Source organism: Bifidobacterium sp. LH_424 (assembly GCF_056356895.1).
In genome coordinates this window covers 225564-242144 of sequence record NZ_JBKEVC010000001.1, presented here as the reverse complement: position 1 = coordinate 242144, position 16581 = coordinate 225564, and the positions used below count along the sequence as shown (strand labels likewise).

Annotated in this window: 14 protein-coding genes; 11 read left to right on the top strand and 3 right to left on the bottom strand. The window is 68.1% G+C overall.

Features of this window, described 5'->3' with window-relative positions:
• Positions 1-18: 18 nt before the first annotated feature.
• The 10 genes from AC1AYP_RS00900 to AC1AYP_RS00855 all read left to right on the top strand — a co-directional run bounded on the left by AC1AYP_RS00900 (position 19) and on the right by AC1AYP_RS00855 (position 10225).
• Positions 19-1095: an AAA family ATPase gene (locus AC1AYP_RS00900; protein WP_476546508.1), complete on the top strand. Its 1077-nt coding sequence runs from the start codon at positions 19-21 to the stop codon at positions 1093-1095.
• Positions 1092-2045 (top strand): DUF58 domain-containing protein, encoded by a 954-nt coding sequence (locus tag AC1AYP_RS00895; protein ID WP_476531735.1) that lies wholly within the window; start codon positions 1092-1094, stop codon positions 2043-2045. Before AC1AYP_RS00900 ends, AC1AYP_RS00895 begins: the two co-directional genes overlap by 4 nt.
• A complete protein-coding gene (locus AC1AYP_RS00890; RefSeq protein ID WP_476501987.1) occupies positions 2042-2614 on the top strand; it encodes a hypothetical protein in 573 nt (190 codons plus the stop codon). Before AC1AYP_RS00895 ends, AC1AYP_RS00890 begins: the two co-directional genes overlap by 4 nt.
• Positions 2614-3681, top strand: a complete 1068-nt coding sequence (locus tag AC1AYP_RS00885) for a VWA domain-containing protein (RefSeq protein WP_476546507.1) — start codon at positions 2614-2616, stop codon at positions 3679-3681. The genes AC1AYP_RS00890 and AC1AYP_RS00885 overlap by 1 nt, the downstream gene beginning before the upstream one ends.
• A complete protein-coding gene (locus AC1AYP_RS00880; protein ID WP_476501989.1) occupies positions 3678-4709 on the top strand; it encodes a VWA domain-containing protein in 1032 nt (343 codons plus the stop codon). The genes AC1AYP_RS00885 and AC1AYP_RS00880 overlap by 4 nt, the downstream gene beginning before the upstream one ends.
• A complete protein-coding gene (locus tag AC1AYP_RS00875) occupies positions 4706-5308 on the top strand; it encodes a DUF6466 family protein (RefSeq protein WP_476501990.1) in 603 nt (200 codons plus the stop codon). Before AC1AYP_RS00880 ends, AC1AYP_RS00875 begins: the two co-directional genes overlap by 4 nt.
• Positions 5309-5418: 110 nt before the next feature.
• The gene (locus AC1AYP_RS00870) at positions 5419-5754 is read left to right on the top strand and encodes a hypothetical protein (RefSeq protein ID WP_476546506.1); all 336 of its coding nucleotides are present in this window, start codon (positions 5419-5421) and stop codon (positions 5752-5754) included.
• 1 nt (position 5755) lies between these two features.
• Positions 5756-7363: a PGAP1-like alpha/beta domain-containing protein gene (locus tag AC1AYP_RS00865; protein WP_476546505.1), complete on the top strand. Its 1608-nt coding sequence runs from the start codon at positions 5756-5758 to the stop codon at positions 7361-7363.
• Between the two features lie 156 nt (positions 7364-7519).
• Entirely contained in the window at positions 7520-9343 is a 1824-nt protein-coding gene (locus AC1AYP_RS00860) for an FtsX-like permease family protein (protein ID WP_476546504.1), read from the top strand.
• Between the two features lie 237 nt (positions 9344-9580).
• The gene (locus AC1AYP_RS00855; protein WP_476532308.1) at positions 9581-10225 is read left to right on the top strand and encodes an ABC transporter ATP-binding protein; all 645 of its coding nucleotides are present in this window, start codon (positions 9581-9583) and stop codon (positions 10223-10225) included.
• Positions 10226-10242: 17 nt separating this feature from the next.
• Here the strand turns inward: AC1AYP_RS00855 and dnaE are convergent, their stop codons facing one another.
• Positions 10243-13794 carry a DNA polymerase III subunit alpha gene (gene dnaE / locus AC1AYP_RS00850; RefSeq protein WP_476501995.1) on the bottom strand — a complete coding sequence of 1184 codons (3552 nt, stop codon included), beginning with the start codon at positions 13792-13794 and terminating at the stop codon, positions 10243-10245.
• 92 nt (positions 13795-13886) lie between these two features.
• Between dnaE and AC1AYP_RS00845 the strand changes: the two genes are divergently transcribed.
• On the top strand, positions 13887-15101 hold the full coding sequence (locus tag AC1AYP_RS00845) for a helix-turn-helix transcriptional regulator (protein WP_476546503.1): 1215 nt from the start codon (positions 13887-13889) through the stop codon (positions 15099-15101).
• On the opposite strand, the gene AC1AYP_RS00840 is transcribed toward AC1AYP_RS00845, so the two are convergent.
• Together AC1AYP_RS00840 and AC1AYP_RS00835 are read right to left on the bottom strand one after the other, a co-directional pair.
• Complete coding sequence (locus AC1AYP_RS00840) at positions 15014-16012, bottom strand: RluA family pseudouridine synthase (protein WP_476546502.1); 999 nt, start codon at positions 16010-16012, stop codon at positions 15014-15016. The genes AC1AYP_RS00845 and AC1AYP_RS00840 overlap by 88 nt on opposite strands.
• Complete coding sequence (locus tag AC1AYP_RS00835; RefSeq protein WP_476501998.1) at positions 16009-16566, bottom strand: signal peptidase II; 558 nt, start codon at positions 16564-16566, stop codon at positions 16009-16011. The genes AC1AYP_RS00840 and AC1AYP_RS00835 overlap by 4 nt, the downstream gene beginning before the upstream one ends.
• Positions 16567-16581 lie beyond the last annotated feature (15 nt).

Below are 16581 nucleotides of genomic sequence, written 5' to 3'. Positions count from 1 at the left end.
GTGGTTAGAGTGGAACGCATGGCAATTTTCCCTCCGAATCCACAGATGCCCCCTCAACCCGCCGGCATGCGGGTCCCCGCGCCGGCGCCCACGGCCGCGAGCGCGATCGCCGCGGACGACGTGAAGCGGGCGGCGGCGCTGGCCGACCGCATCCGCGCGCGCTTCGCCCAGACGCTCGTCGGACAGGACAATCTGCGTGAATCGTTGATCCTCACCCTGGTGGCGGGCGGCCACATCCTCATCGAATCGGTGCCGGGCCTGGCCAAGACGACGGCCGCGCAGACGCTCGCGACCTCCGTGTCGGGCTCGTTCAAGCGCGTGCAGTGCACGCCCGACCTCATGCCCTCCGATCTGGTGGGCACCCAGGTGTTCGACTTCGCCTCGCAGCGCTTCACCACGCAGATCGGCCCGATCCACGCGAACTTCGTGCTGCTCGACGAGATCAACCGTTCGAACGCGAAGACCCAGTCGGCGATGCTCGAGGCGATGGCCGAGGGCGCGACGACGATCGGCGGCGAGCGCATCGCCCTGCCGAAGCCGTTCATGGTGATCGCCACGCAGAACCCGGTCGAGGAGGAGGGCACGTTCACGCTGCCCGAAGCCCAGATGGACCGTTTCATGATGAAGGCCGTGATGACCTATCCGACGGCCGACGAGGAGCGCCGCATGCTGGCGCTGCTCACCCGCCGCGGCTCCGACGTGTTCGATCCGGCGCAGCTGCCGGCCGACCAGGTGTCGATCCGCGACGTGGAGTTCCTGCGCGCGGCGGCCCGTCGCGTGCACGTCTCCGACGCGATCATGCGGTATGCGGTCGATCTGGCGGCCACGTCGCGCGGCGCCGGCACGCACCCGATCCAGGGTCTGGGCTCGCTGGTGAGGCTGGGGGCCTCGCCGCGCGCCTCGATCGCCCTGACGCGCATCGGCCAGGCGAACGCGCTGCTCAAGGGACGCGACTACGTGGTCCCGGAGGACGTGAAGTCGGTGGCGCACGAGGTGATGCGCCACCGCATCGTGCTCACGTTCGAGGCGCTGGCGGACGGCGTGACCGCCGACCAGGTCGTCGACCGCATCGTCAAGGCGGTCCCCGTTCCATGATCGGCACGCGAACCGACGATCCGATCAGGGCCAGGATCGAGGCGTTGGGCACGCGGCTGAGCCTGCCCACCGTGCGCAAGGCGCTGGGCGTGATCGAGGGCGAGCATGCGTCGCGGCGCCCGGGCGGCTCCGACGAGCTGATGGACGTGCGCGCCTACGAGCCCGGCGACGAGGCGCGTCTGATCGAATGGAAGACGAGCGCCCGCCAGGGCCGTCCGATGGTGGTCCGCCGCGAGCGTCAGGTGACCTCGCGCGTGTGGATGCTGCTGGACGTGGGCCGCGAGATGACCGGGGCCTGCGAGTCGGGCGAACGCGCCTTCGAAGTGGCGGCGAACGCGCTGCGCATGTTCGCGGCCCTGTCGCTGCGCCGTTCCGACGACCTGTCGCTGGTGCTCTCCGACGCGGCCAGCATCACCCGTCTGCCGTTCAACGGCGGGTTCGCCCAGTTCGAGCGCACGCTCGACGAGTCGCTGGACCGCGACTGGGACCATCCGCGCAACATCGACGCCCTGCTCGCCTATGCGAGACGCATCAAGGACCCCCACGCGCTGATCGTGCTCGCCACCGACGAGCACGCGCTGGCCGAGGGCCAGCTGAAGGCGCTGCGCCAGGTGGCGCGCACGCATCCGATCGTCCTCATCGACGTGGCCACCGTGAACCCGTTCTCCGCGGCCCGCACGGTGGGCGTGCTCGACGGCATGGGATCGCGGCGTCTGCCCGCGTTCCTCGCCGACGCGCGCGCCGCGGCCGAGGTGGACACGCACCGCGCCTACATGGCCGCCGCCCTGGAGCGCGAGCTCAGGCGCGCGGACGGCCACATGATCCGCGCCGCATCCAGCGAGGCCATGTTCGACGCGTTCGTCCGCCTCGTCTCCCGCGCGCTGGCGGGCAACACGGCGAACCATCTGCGCGCCCCGGCCGGTCTCGCCCCGATGGGAGGTGCCGCATGAGCGCGGATCATCTGCTGAACGCGGCGGGAGCCGTCTCCCGCGTGACGCTCGCGGTGAAATCGGACGACCTGACGCCCGCGGGCCAGATCGACATGACCGGGCCGTTCATCGCCATGCTGGCGGCGTTCCTGCTGATCGCCGCCGCGCTCGTCGTATGCGTGGCGCTGCTCTCCCGACCGAGGAGGACCCGCGCCAAGTCGCGCCCGCGCGGCGCGCACAGCGCCGCCGGCGACAAGGCGGCGTGGCGCGCGCGCATCGACGACGTGGTGTCCCGGCACGCGGCCGGCGAACTCGACCGTGAGGACGCGTTCGCCGAACTGGCGGCGATCGCACGCGACTTCGCCTCCGAATCGACGGGCCGCGACCTGACCGCGCATACGCTGACGGACATCCGCACCGAGCCGCGCGACCCGTCCGTGCGCGGCGGGCTGGACCTGCTGCGCATGACGATCGCCGCGCTCTACCCGCCCGAATTCGCCGACGCCGCAGTCAACGCGCGCGCCCGCGAGGCGAACGTCGAGGAGGCCGCCGGATGGGTGTCGAATCTCGTGGAAAGGTGGGGACGCTGATGCAGCTGTCATGGCAATGGCCGTGGGCCGCGCTCGCCGGCGCGCTCGCCGCGGCCGCGATCGTCTTCCTGATCGTCGCGCTGTCGTCGCGCCGGCATCGGATGGACACGATCCGCGTGTTCACGCTGGACGACGACCTCAACACGGAACGCGCCTCGACGCTGTTCCGCAGGTGGCGCCGTCTGAACCGGTGCGCCGCCGCGCTCGTCGTCATCGCGCTCGCCGTCGCGATCGCGATGGTCGCGCGTCCGGCGACGGTGGACGTGAGCGAGGAGCGTTCGTCGAGCCGCGACATCGTCCTGTGCCTCGACGTGTCCGGTTCGACGCTGCCCTACGACCGCCAGGTGATCGACACGTACCGCGATCTGGTGGGCCATTTCGAGGGCGAGCGCATCGGCATGAGCATCTTCAACTCGACCTCGCGCACCGTGTTCCCGCTGACCGACGACTACGATCTGGTCGCCGAGCAGCTCGACGCCGCGTCGAAGGCGTTGAAGGGCGTCGAATCGCAGGACGACATCGACAAGATGAGCGATGCCGACTACCAGCGGATCGCCGACTGGCTGGAGGGCACGCAGAACCGCAAGGACACGACGTCGCTGATCGGCGACGGCGTGGTCTCCTGCGCGGCGATGCTGCCCGGATTCGCCTACGGCTCGTCCTCGTCCGACGACTCCGACGTCTCGCGCACGCGCGCCGCGTCGATTGTGCTCGCCACCGACAACGTGGTGTCCGGCACGCCGACGTACACGCTCGAGCAGGCGCTGGACCTGACGAAGAGCGCGAAGATCACGGTGGACGGCCTGTTCTCCGGTCCCAGCCAGAGCGAAGGCGAGGAGACGACCACGCGGATGAAGGACCTGATCGAATCGCATGGCGGCGTGTTTCTCACGCAGTCGAACGGCGCGAGCGTCGACGAGCTGGTGCGCGACATCGACGAGCGGCGTTCGACGAAGAGCCGCAGCGCGAACCAGGCGGCGCTGGTGGACGATCCCGTATGGTTCGAGGCGGCGTTGGCCGTCGTGGTCGCGTTGTGGCTGCTCGTGGTCTGGAGGTTGAGGCGATGAATTCGGTATGGACGCTCTCCCCCGCGTTCGGATGGCCGGTCGGCGGCGCGATCGCGCTGGCGATGCTCGCGTTCGCCGTCGTCGGCGTCGTGCGTCACGCGCGGCACGCGGCCGGCGACGAGACGCTCGCCTCCTGCGTGCGGCGCGCGCTCATCTGCCTGCTCACGGGATTCGCCGTGCTCACCCCGTCCATGGTCTCGTCGACCACGTCGCGCGCCGTGAACGCGACGGACGTGGTGGTCGCCGTCGACGTGACCGGCTCGATGGCCGTCACGGACGCGCATTACGGCTCCGACGAGGCGATCACGCGTCTGGAGGCGGCGCACAGGGCGGTCGACGACCTGACGACGATGTACGCGGACTCCAGTTTCGCCGCGTTGCGCTTCGGCGCGTCCGGCACGCTCGACGTGCCGTTGACGCCCGACGCGCCGGCGATCCGCAGCTGGGCGAACACGCTCGCGCCGGAGGCGACGAGCGTGTCGTCCGGATCGTCGCTGGACGCGCCGCTCGACCAGCTGGTCACCACGCTGAAGCAGATCCGCGACCAACATCCGGATGATGCGGTCGTGCTGTACGTGATCACCGACGGCGAGCAGACCTCGTCGAAGGCGCGACGCACGTTCTCCTCGCTGCGCAGCTACCTCGACGACTCGTTCACCGTGGGCGTCGGCTCCACGGAGGGCGGCAACATCCCGAAGATCGCGGACGGCGTGTCCGCGGACGGCGACGCCGACTCCCAGGAGTGGGTCACCGATCCGGACACCGGCCAGCCGGGCGTGTCGAAGATGGACGAGGGCAATCTCAAGGACATCGCCGACGAGATGGGCGGCACCTACGCGAAGGTGGACGCCACGGACACGATGGCCACGGCGAAGTCGTCGAAGACCAGCAACAAGTGGAAGATGACGAACACGCGCAAGGAGCGCACGAGGGTGACGCCGGTCGTCTGGCCGGTCGCCATCGCCGTCGCGCTGCTGCTCGCTTGGGAGGCGGGCGCGCAGTTCGCACTGTCAAGGAGGCTCATATGAGCGTGAAGGCACGTGAACGGGCGCAGGACGCCGGGGATCCCAGACCGGCGGCGCGCGCGCCGATGGGCGTGCGCGTGCTGCTCGCCGTGCTGGCCGTGCTAGCCCTGTGCGCGGCGGGCGTGGCCGGCGTGAACCTCGTGGCGGTCATGCGCTACAACGAGGCGACCGCCGCGTTGAACGAGAACCTGAAGACGGCCGGCAAGTCCGACGTGGACCTCGACGCGTTGAGCGCGGGGCAGCAGCAGACCGACGCCCAGTTCGACGACGCCGGCGCGCTGTCGTTCCTGCTGTTCCCCTCGGTGAGGCAGTCGATCAGCCAGAACCGACAGGTGTCGAGGAAGCTCACGAGCCGCACCGTCAAGGAGGTCGCCAAGCTGAAGGGCGAATCCACGTCGGACACGGCGGCGGCCGGCTCGGGAACCGGCGCCGGCGCGTCGAGGAACGCGAAGAAGGGCGGCGGACTCACCGCCAAGCAGAAACGGCAGGTCGAGGAGCTGCTCAAGGCGAACCAGCAGTCCACGCCGTCGGATTCGACCACGAAGAACGACGACGGGACCAAGAAGGACACCGCCAAGACCCAGACCACCAAACCCTGGTAGCGCCGGCGGTTTTCCGTCAAGCCACCGGACGAATGGTGGATAACGGGGGCTCCGACCACAGCCCCCGTTCCGGCTGGACGTGGAGCCGGCCGTTCCCGTTCAATGGCGGTATGAACACGCTGACCACCACATTCCCGGGCACGATGCGCATGTTCGCGTCGTCCGCCGCCGGCTCCCCCTCGTTCGGCCTCCAGCCGAAACCCATGTTCGACGATTCGTGCCGCTGCCATGAGGCGGTGCGGACCAGCCGCGGGCGCATCGCGGCCGTCGCCGCGGACACGCCGCGCGTGACCGGGCTCGTACGCGAGGCGCTCGCCTCATGCACCGGCCTCGACTGGGAGGGCAACGCCGCCTCCCTGTTCCGCGACCGGTTGCGGACCCTGGGCACGCCACTGGACATGCATGACGACGACGCGGCCGCCACGGCCCGCATGGCGGAGGCGTGACATGGGCTGGCAGATCGTATCGCGCATCCACGGCGGGCACCAGTCCGCACCCGCCACCGTCGAGGAGTTCCAAGCCGCGCAGGCCGCGCTGCGGGACGCCTCCAGCGAACTCACCGCCCATGCGCTCGCCTGGTCGAAGGCCGCCACCGACATCGCATCGGACCGCGCGGGCGTGCCCCTGTGCCCGGTGCTCTCCTCCGGAGCGGCGTCGATGGCCGGCAAGGAGCATACGACGCTCCCCTACGACGGGCTCATCGCCGCATGCCAGCGGCGCGCAGCCGAGATCAACGACACGTGCGCGAAGATCCGCGGCATGGAGGATCTGCTCGTGCGCGCCAACGCGCTGTATTCGGATGCCGAACGCCAGTCGCGACGTGTCGTCACCGAACTCACGCAGGCGATCACGCAGGCCAGCCCCGTATGGGCCACGGCGGCCATGATCGGCGGCATCTCCGGCGGTCTCCTCTACGGCATGGGTGCGGAGCACGCCTACACGCCCGGGTACGCCTCGTGGATCACGGCGCAGTTCCAGGAGGGCTACGTGTCGGGCATCGCGGCGAAGATCGCCGGCGTGGAGATCGGCAAGGGCGTGGTGCATACGGACGAGGTGAACCAGGCGGCCGGCAAAATCGGCAAATGGTCCGGCCCCATCAAGGACCTCTACCAAGGGAACACGCTGACCGTCAGACGCGTCGACGCCCGCGCGGACGTGGTGCGCGGCTCGTCGTCGGTCGGCGAATCGTTGGAGAACCTGCGCCGGCTCGGCGAGGAGCGGCTCGGCAAGGTCGACCTCGATTCCGGGCTCGTCTACGGCACGGTGGCGGTGCAGCGCTACGAGAAGGCGGACGGCTCCAACGCCTGGCTGATCACCGTGCCCGGCACGGACGGCCAATGGGATTCCCCATTCGGATGGGAGCAGAACATCGAGCTGATGAGCGACGACCCCGAGCGACGGCGGCGCGCCGACAGCGCGCGCATGGTGGTCGAGGCGATGGAGCAGGCGGGCATCCGGCCGGACGAGCCGGTGGCGATCATCGGGCACTCGCAGGGAGGCATCGTGGCCGCGGCGATCGCCTCCGACGAATCGGAACGATTCGACATCGAGCACATCGTGACCGCCGGGTCGCCGATCGCGAACCATCCGATCCCCGAAGACACGTGGGTGACGAGCATCGAGATCGAGGACGAATTCGTCGCCGCGCTGGACGGCGCCGAGAACCCGGCGGACGAGCGTTGGCTGACGATCCGGGGCACGCTCGAACCGGCGCCGGACGTCGACGGGCCGCAGGTCGGCGAGGACGGCGTATGCGTGCCCGGCGTCGATTCCGGCGTCTGGGGCGACAGCCCGTACGCGGCGGCGCCCGTCCAGGACCCGTCCGAGACGAAGGAGATGACCCACTGGCTCAAATACCATCAGGCCGCCTACCAGAACGCCTCGGATCTCGGCGGTACGCCGATGATCACGCACGAGAAGCATTTCGCGGACGTCATCGACGGCGAACTCAAGGAGACCCACTACTACGAGGGCCGCATCACCACCCGCGCCGCACAGCCCCAGGCCGACGCGGCCGGCGACGGGAACACGCGCATGACGCGTGCCGCCGACTAGCTTCCAGCGCGCGTTCAGGAAACTCCCCTGATTTCCACGCCGATCGCACCGGGAGACCTTCAGCATGCGGCAAGGGCGCTTCCATGCCCGCGCCGCATGCTGGAGCCGTGGCGCGGGGCGCAGGGCCCGGCGCATGGAAGCGAAAAAGGAACACCCATGTTCGTGTTGAAGAACGCATGGCGATCGGTCGTGCGCAACAAGGGACGCAACATCCTCATCGTCGTCATCGTGGCGATCATCGCCGCGGCCGCGACGATCGGGCTGTCCATCAGGAACGCCGCCGAGACCGCGCGCGAGACCGGTCTCGCCTCGACGAGCGTCACCGCCACAATCGGCGTGGACCGCGAGGCGATGATGAGCAAGGCGAAACAGGCCGCCTCATCGGATTCGTCCGACTCATCGGATTCGTCGGGCTCGTCCAAGCAGCCCGATTTCGGGTCGATGCGCGACGCGCTCGACCAGAGCGCGCTCTCCCTCGCCGACTATGAGAAATACGCGAAGGCATCCAGCGTAAGCGTCGGCACGTACTACACGGAGACCACGTCCGTGAACGGCACCGACGCGTTCCAGCCGGTCGAATCGACCACGTCGAACGAGGCGAACTCCACCGACTCGTCGTCGTCCGGCTCATCCGGCTCCGGCTCATCCGACTCCGCCGCGTCCGGCGACGCGCAGGGCGGCGACGGCCAGGGCGGCGGTCCGGGCGGCATGGGCGGCCAGGGCGGCGGCATGGGCATGGCCTCCGGAGACTTCTCGCTCGTCGGATTCTCCTCCGACGAGGCCGTCGCCGCCGCGGCGAACGGCACGTTCACGATGTCCAGCGGCAAGGTGTTCGGCTACGGCTCCTCCAGCGACGGCGACGTGATCGTCTCCAAGGCGCTCGCCGACTTCAACGGGCTCAAGGTGGGCGACACGATCACCGTGGCCGACCTGTCCGGCGACGACACGACCTACGAGCTGACCATCGTCGGCATCTACAAGAACGCGACCTCGTCGAACACGGGCGCGAACGGCCCGATGGGCGGCACCTCCTCCGATCCGGACAACGCGATCTACACGTCGGTGAGCACGCTGAAGAAGCTCGGCCTGTCCACCGAATCGTCCGGCTCCTCGGATTCCTCGTCCGATTCCTCGTCCACGGATTCCTCCACCACCACGCAGACCTCCGCCTCCCGCACCCAGCTGAACTTCACCTACGTGCTGGGCGGCAAGGACGACTACGAGACGTTCGTCAAGGACGTCGAGAAGGCGGGCCTCGACGACACGTACACCGTCTCCTCCGCCGACGTCGAGAACTACGAGTCCAGCCTCGTACCGCTCGACAACCTCGCCAAGTTCGCGCTGACACTGCTGATCATCGTGCTGGCCGTGGGCGCCGTGGTGCTCGTCGTCCTCAACCTGTTCAACGTGCGTGAACGCAAATACGAGGTGGGCGTGCTCACCGCCATCGGCATCCGCAAGTCGAAGGTCGCCGCCCAGTTCGTCATCGAGCTGCTCATCGTCACGATGATCGGCATCGCGCTCGGCGTGGCCGGTGGCGCCGCGGCCTCGGTGCCCGTCTCGAACCACCTGCTCGCCCAGCAGGTCTCCTCGCAGGAGTCCGAGGCATCGAGCCGTCAGGCCCAGTTCGGCCGTGCCGCGGACATGCCCGGCACGCCCGGCGGTTCGAACGGCTCCTCCTCGTCCGGCTCCTCCTCGGATGATTCGTCATCGTCCAACGGCTCCTCGAACGGTTCCTCGGATTCCGGCTCCTCCTCCGACGCGCAGTCCTCCCAGCCGGCGCGTTCCGGCGGCCAGGGCGGCCCCGGCGGATTCTCGCAGGCGGTCGACTATGTGAGCGAGATCGACGCGACCGTGAACCTCAAGGTCGTCGGTCAGCTCGTGCTCATCGGCCTCGCGCTGACGCTCGTCTCCGCCCTGGCCGGCATCGTCGCGATCATCCGCTACGAACCCCTCCAGATCCTCGCCGACCGCTCCTGACCCGTAAGCATCGGCCCCCTCTGACGAGGAGGCTCACAGATCCACGACCACCCTGTACAACCGCGTGATCGGCCCCCTCTGACGAGGGGGCTGTCGGCGAAGCCGACTGGGGGAGAGACCCCATTCCCGAAAGGACATCACATGACCACCGAAACCACAATCGTCGAAACCGTCGATACCACGGAAGCCGCCGCCGCAACCGCCGCCCCGGCCCCCGGACCCCGCACCGTCCTGGAGATGGACCACGTGTCCTACTCGTACACGAAGGGCGGCAAGAAGGTCGTCGACGACCTGAGCCGCGGATTCCACGCCGGCGCCGTGACCGCGATCGTCGGCCCGTCCGGCGCCGGCAAGACCACCGTGCTCTCGCTGCTGTCCGGGCTCACCGGCCCGACCGAGGGCCGCATCCTCTACAACGGCGCCGATCTGGCGAAATCGGACCGCTACCGGTTCCGCAGCCACGACATCGGCGTGATCTTCCAGAGCTTCAACCTGTTGCCGGCCCTGACCGTCGAGGAGAACATCACCCTGTCGATGGAGGCGTCCGGCAAGACGTTCGACAGGCCGAAGCACGATATCGTCGTCGAACTGCTCGCCAAGGTGAGGCTGCCCGCCGAATACGCGAACGAACGCATCCTGCACCTGTCGGGCGGCGAGCAGCAGCGCGTGGCAATCGCCCGCGCGCTCGGCTACGATCCGGACATCATCCTGGCGGACGAGCCGACCGGCAACCTGGACATGGCCACGCAGGACGACATCATGGCGATCTTCCGCTCGCTCGCCCATGAGGAGGGCAAATGCGTCATCATCGTGACGCACTCCCCCGCCGTCGCCGACCAGTCCGACGAGGTCTTCGAGCTCAAGCCCCTCCGCCGCCGGTAGCGCGCGCCGCCCCGGCGCTACGCGGCGGGCAGGCAGCTGGGGCCGAACAGGATCTTCAGTTCGGCGAACAGCGAGGTGTCGCGTTTCACACGGAACCGGTCGCCGAACGTGAGGACCTCGGCCTTGCCGTCGCCGTCCACGATGGCGAGTTTCACCTCGCAGTACCCGGGATGGTTGGTGAGCACCTGGCCGAGCTGCATGACGTGCTCGCGGCTCAGCGCCACCTCGGGCAGGGTGATGACGACCGGCCGTTCGTCCTCCGCCTCGAGCGACGGCACGTCGAGCTCGGTGGCCCGGAGCGAGACGGCCTCGTCGCGCAGCTCCACCTGGCCGCGCACCTGCACGACCTCGTCCTGTTTGAGGTTCGGCGCGGCCGCCTCGTACACCTTGCCGAAGAACAGGCATTGGATGGACGCCTCGAGATCCTCGATGGTGACGAGCGCCCACGGGTTGCCCTTCTTGGAGACGCGCTTGTCGACCTTGGTGACGATGCCGGCGAGCGTGACCTGCTGGCCCTCCCCCATCGTCTTCGCCCGGTCGATGAGATGCGCGATCGACATCTCGCGCAGGCCGGCGAGCACGGCGGTCATGCCGGAGAGCGGATGGTCGGACACGTACAGGCCGAGCATCTCCCGTTCGAAGTTGAGGCGGGTCTTCTTGTCCCAATCCTCGATGTCGGGCACGGTGACGTCCGCGTCGCCCATCGCCTCGGCGCCGCCGTCCTCGTCGTCGGAGAACAGGTCGAACTGGCCCTCCGCCTGCTTGCGCTTCAATCCAACGACCGAATCGATGGCTGTCTCGTGGATCTGGAACAGGGCGCGGCGGTTCGGGTCGATCGAATCGAACGCGCCCGCCTTGATCAGCGATTCGACGAGACGCTTGTTGAGCGCGGTCAACGGCACGCGACGGATGAAGTCCATGAAGTTCACGTACTTGCCGTGTCCGCCGGAACGTTCGGCGATGATGTCGGCCACCGCCTTGTCGCCCACGTTGCGGATCGCGCCGAGACCGAAGCGCACGACGTCGCCGACGGCCGAGTACGCGAGCTGCGACTCGTTGACGTCCGGCGAGAGCACCTGGATGCCCATGCGGCGCGCCTCGCCCAGATACAGGGCGGTCTTGTCCTTGTTGTCCTTCGTGCCCTGGAGCAGCGCGGCCATGAACTCGACCGGGTAGTGGGTCTTCAGGTACGCGGTCCAGTACGAGATGAGGCCGTAGGCGGCGGAGTGCGCCTTGTTGAACGCGTATCCGGAGAACGGGACGAGGATGTCCCACACGGCCTGCGCGGACTCCTCCGAATAGCCGTGCTCCTTCATGCCGGCGAAGAACGGCACCTTCTCCTTGGCCAGCACCTCCGGCTTCTTCTTGCCCATGGCTCGTCGGAGCACGTCGGCCTTGCCGAGCGAGTAGCCGGCGAGGATTCGCGCGGCGGACTGCACCTGCTCCTGGTAGATGATCAGGCCGTACGTCTCGTCGAGCACCTGCTTCAACGGCTCGTCGAGCTCCGGGTGGATTGGCGTGATCTTCTGCAGGCCGTTCTTGCGCTTCGCGTAGTTGATGTGCGATTCCATCGACATCGGGCCCGGTCGGTACAGGGCGATCAATGCGGAGATGTCGTTGAAGTTGTCGGGCTTGAGCATCTTGAGCAGCGAGCGCATGCCGTCGGAATCGAGCTGGAACACGCCGAGCGTGTCGCCGCGCGACAGCAGCTCGTAGGTGGGCTTGTCGTCGAGCGGGATCTTCGTGTAGTCGATCGCCTCCTTGCCGTTGGCGACGATGTTCTTCAGCGTATCCTGGATGACCGTCAAGTTGGACAGGCCGAGGAAGTCCATCTTGACCAGGCCCAGCGTCTCGCACGTATGGTATTCGAACGTGGTCGTGACGGTGCCGTCGGTGCGTTCCAGCAGCGGCGACGTGTCGGTAATCGGCGCGCTTCCCATGATCGTGGCGCAGGCGTGCACGCCGGTCTGGCGGATCAGGCCCTCGATGGTCTTCGCCTTGTCGACGATCTGGTGCGCGTCATGGTCGGACTCGTACAGCTCGCGGAACTCGCGGGCCTCGGCGAAGCGCTTCGACGTGGGGTCGAAGATCTCCTTGAGCGACGCGTCCTTGCCGTTCTTCGACGGCGGCAGCGCCTTGGTGACCTTCTCGCCCATCGAGAACTCGTAGCCCATGATGCGCGCCGAGTCCTTCAGCGCCTGCTTGGTCTTGATGACGCCGTAGATCACGCACTGGGCGACCTTGTCGTGGCCGTATTTCTCGCCGCAGTAGTTGATCACGTCGAGGCGGCCGTCCGGGTCGAAGTCGACGTCGATATCCGGCAGGGAGACGCGTTCCGGGTTGAGGAACCTCTCGAAGATGAGGCCGTGCTCCAGCGGGTCAAGCTCGGTGATGCCCATCGCGTAGGCGACCATCGAGCCTGCGGCGGAGCCTCGGCCGGGGCCGACCATGATGTCGTGGTCCTTCGCCCACTGGATGTAGTCGGCGACGACGAGGAAGTAGCCGCAGAACTGCATCTGGCAGATGATGCCGCACTCGTAGTCCGCCTGCTTCGACACGTGTTCGGGCACGTTGCCGTCATAGCGGCGCTCCAGTCCCTCCTCGACCTTCTTGAGGAACAGCGAGGCCTCGTCCCAGCCTTCCGGGCAGGGGAATTGGGGCATGAACGCGCCGTCCTCGTGGTCGTCGAAGATCACGTTGCAGCGTTCGGCGATCTCCAGCGTGTTGTCGCACGCCTCGGGGAACTCCTTGAAGAGCTCGCGCATCTCGGCGGCCGGCTTGATGTAGTAACCGGTGCCGTCGAACTTGAAGCGGTCCGGGTCGTCGAGGTGGGAGCCGGAGTTGATGCACAGCATCGCGTCCTGCGCCTCCGCGTCCTCGGCGTGCACGTAGTGGGAGTCGTTGGTGGCGAGCAGCGGCGCGTCCAGCCGCTTCGCGATGTCGAGCAGGCCCGCGGTGACCTCCTTCTCGATCTTGAGACCATGGTCCATGAGCTCGATGAAGAAGTTGTCGCGGCCGAAGATGTCCTGGAATTCGCCGGCGGCGCGCAGCGCCTCGTCGAACTGTCCGAGGCGCAGCCTGGTCTGGATGATGCCGGACGGGCATCCGGACGAGGCGATCACGCCTTTCGAGTAGGTGGCGAGCACCTCCTTGTCCATACGCGGGTAGCGCTGGACGCGGCCTTCGAGGTTCGCCACGGAGCTCGCCTTGATGAGGTTGACGAGGCCTTCGTCGTTCTCCGCCCACATCGTCATGTGGGTGATGAGGCCGCCGCCGGAGACGTCGTCGCGGCGCTGGTCCTCGGTGCCCCAGTGCACGCGGGACTTGTCCTGGCGCGCGGTCTCCGGCGTCACGTACGCCTCGATGCCGATGATCGGCTTGACGCCGTTGGCCACGCAGTTCGTGTACATCTCGTATGCGCCGTGCATGTTGCCGTGGTCGGTGATCGCCACGGCCGGCATGCCGAGCTCGGCCGTGTACTTGGCGAGATCCGGGATCTTGGACGCCCCGTCGAGCAGCGAATAGTGCGTGTGGTTGTGCAGATGAACGAAGTCTCCCGAATTGGCCATGCGTTCCACCCTACCGCACGCCCTGTTCAGGGCCTTTCGGCCACGGGCGTAGGATGGTGTTCACCGATGAGGGTCGCAGGAAGGGAGCCGGCATGACTCGTAAGGCCGATGGCGCCGCGGCGGGGGCCGCCCGCGCGCCCAAGACGCCCACCGCGCAGATCGTGGTGGAGATCATCGAACTGCTCGCGGCGCATACGGACCGCGAGCACGGGCTCACCGCCTCGGAGATCGCGCAGACGCTGGGGGTGAACGAGAAGACCGTGCGCAACCATCTGCGCGCGTTCGAGTCCATGACGCCGATCGGCCGCAAGGTCGGGCATCTCGACCGCGCCGATCTCGTGCACGCGGAAAGCCCCGATCCGCGCCCCGGCTGGTACATCGACCCGGTCTTCGACACCGCGCAGATGCGGCTGCTCACCGACGGCGTGATGCTCTCCCGCCCGGACGGCGAATACCTGCGCGACCTCATCGCGAAGATCTACTCGTTCGCCGGGCGTTCCGGCCAGCTGCGCGGCCTGAGCAGGCTCGAGACGCCGAAGAACTACAACACGGAGTTCCTCAACAACATCGAGGTGCTCAACGACGCGATCGACCATGAGCGCGTCATCGAATTCCACTACTGCACGTACGACACGGACGGCGTGCTCGTGCCCCGCCGCGACGCCGCCGGCAGGGCGCGCGTGTACCGGGCCGACCCGTACCATCTCATGTACAAGAACAACATGTACTATCTCGTGTGCCACATGCACATCTACGACGGGCTGGCCTACCTGCACGTGGACCGTCTGCGCGACCTGAGGATCGACGACGCCGACCATTCCGTCTCGCATCGTCTCGACGATTTCAGCGACACGCCCGGCGAGCCGTTCGACATCGACCGGCATATGGCGGAGCGCCCCTACCCGGTGAAGGGCCCCGCGGTGCCGATCCGCATGCGCATCGCCGGCCCCTTGGAGCCGTTGTTCGACTGGTTCGACGACGCGCAGGTCACCCGGCTCCCACAGCCTCCCGCCGGGACGGCGGCGAGGGACGGCGAAGGCGGAAAGCGCGCGAAAGGCGCGAAAGGCGCGGAGCCCGTCTACGAGGTACGGGTCCGCGCCAACGAGAAGGCCACCCTGTGGTGGGCGCTGCAGTATGCGGACGGCGGGAACATCGAGATCCTCGAGCCGCAGTCCCTGCGCGACAGCCTGCGCGAGGTGGGCGAACGCCTCGCCCGCACCTATGCCGCGAACGGGTCCGCGGCGGGCGCCTCCGCATCCGCGGTCTCCGACGCCGCCTCCGCATCCGCTGCCGGCGCTTCCGCGTGACGGGCGCGCATCACGTCGAGCGCATGCTCCAAATCGGCCGGATAGCTTGACGTGACGGTCGTCCACACGTGCGTGCGCGGGTGACGGAACTCCAGCTGCATCGCGTGCAGCCATTGGCGTTCCAAGCCGAGCTCGGCGGCCAGCACCGGGTTCGCGCCGTACATGTGGTCGCCGGCGAGCGGATGCCCGATCGACGAGAAATGCACGCGGATCTGGTGCGTGCGACCGGTCTCGAGGTTCACGGAGACGAGCGTCGCCTCCGAACCGAACCGCTCCATCACGTCCCAATGCGTGACGGCGGGCTTGCCCGACGGTGTCACGCAGAAGCGGAAATCGGAGACCTTCGCTCGCCCGATCGGCGCGTCGATGGTCGCCTTGTCCTGTCTGAGCGAGCCCTGCACGAGCGCATGATACGTCTTGACGACCTCGTGTCCGGCGAACTGCCGACGCATCTCCACATACGCGAGATCGGATTTGCATACGAGCATGAGGCCGCTCGTGCCCACGTCGAGCCGTGAGACGATGCCCTCGCGCCCGGCGGCGCCGTACGAGGTGATGTGCACGCCGCGGTCGCGCAGCGAGCCGAGCACGGTCGGTCCGGTCCAGCCGACGGACGCGTGCGCGGCGACGCCGACCGGCTTGTCGACCACGACCACGTCGTCGTCCTCGTAGACGACGGCCATGTCCGTGGCGATCGGCTCCGGCGCCTTGCGTTCCTCGACGAGATCGAATTCGACGGTCTCCCCCGCCTGCAGGATGCCGGATTTCGCGATGGAGCGGTCGAGCACCTTCGCCTGTCCGGTGTCGATGAGTTCGGCGGCCTTCGAACGGGAGACGCCGAGCATCTTGGAGACGGCCACGTCGAACCGCCTGCCGACCAGCGCGTCGGGCGCCGGCGCGAGGCGGCTCATGCGACGCCGCCTTCCGCGCCTTCGCCGTCCGCCACGGCGGCGGCGCGCTCCCCCGCCTTCCCGCCGTCACGGGCGCCGAACGGCACGTCAAAGAGGATCATGAGCACGATGGCCACGCCGGCGGCCATGAGAAAGATGTCCGCCACGTTGCCCACGGACCATCCGTAGTTGAGGAAGTCGACGACCTTGCCGTCGAGGAAGCCCGACGCGTAGACGACGCGGTCGATGAGATTGCCGAGCGCGCCGGCGAACGCCAACGCGAACGCCGCCGACCATGCCGTCGACGCGGTCCGCCACGCGAGCGCGGCGAGCACGACGCAGGCGACGATGGCGAGCAGCGAGATCACCCACGTGGCACCCGATCCGAAGCCGAGGGACGCGCCCGGGTTGCGTACCAGCGTGAGCGACAGCAGGCCGGGGATGACGCGCACGGTGCGACCGTCCGACAGCGCGGACAGCGCCCACAGTTTCGTGAGCTGGTCGACGGCCAGCGCGATGACGGTGACGCAAGCAAAGACGGCCACGCGAATGCGCGGCCGTCCATGATGAACCATGTTCATACCGGGATG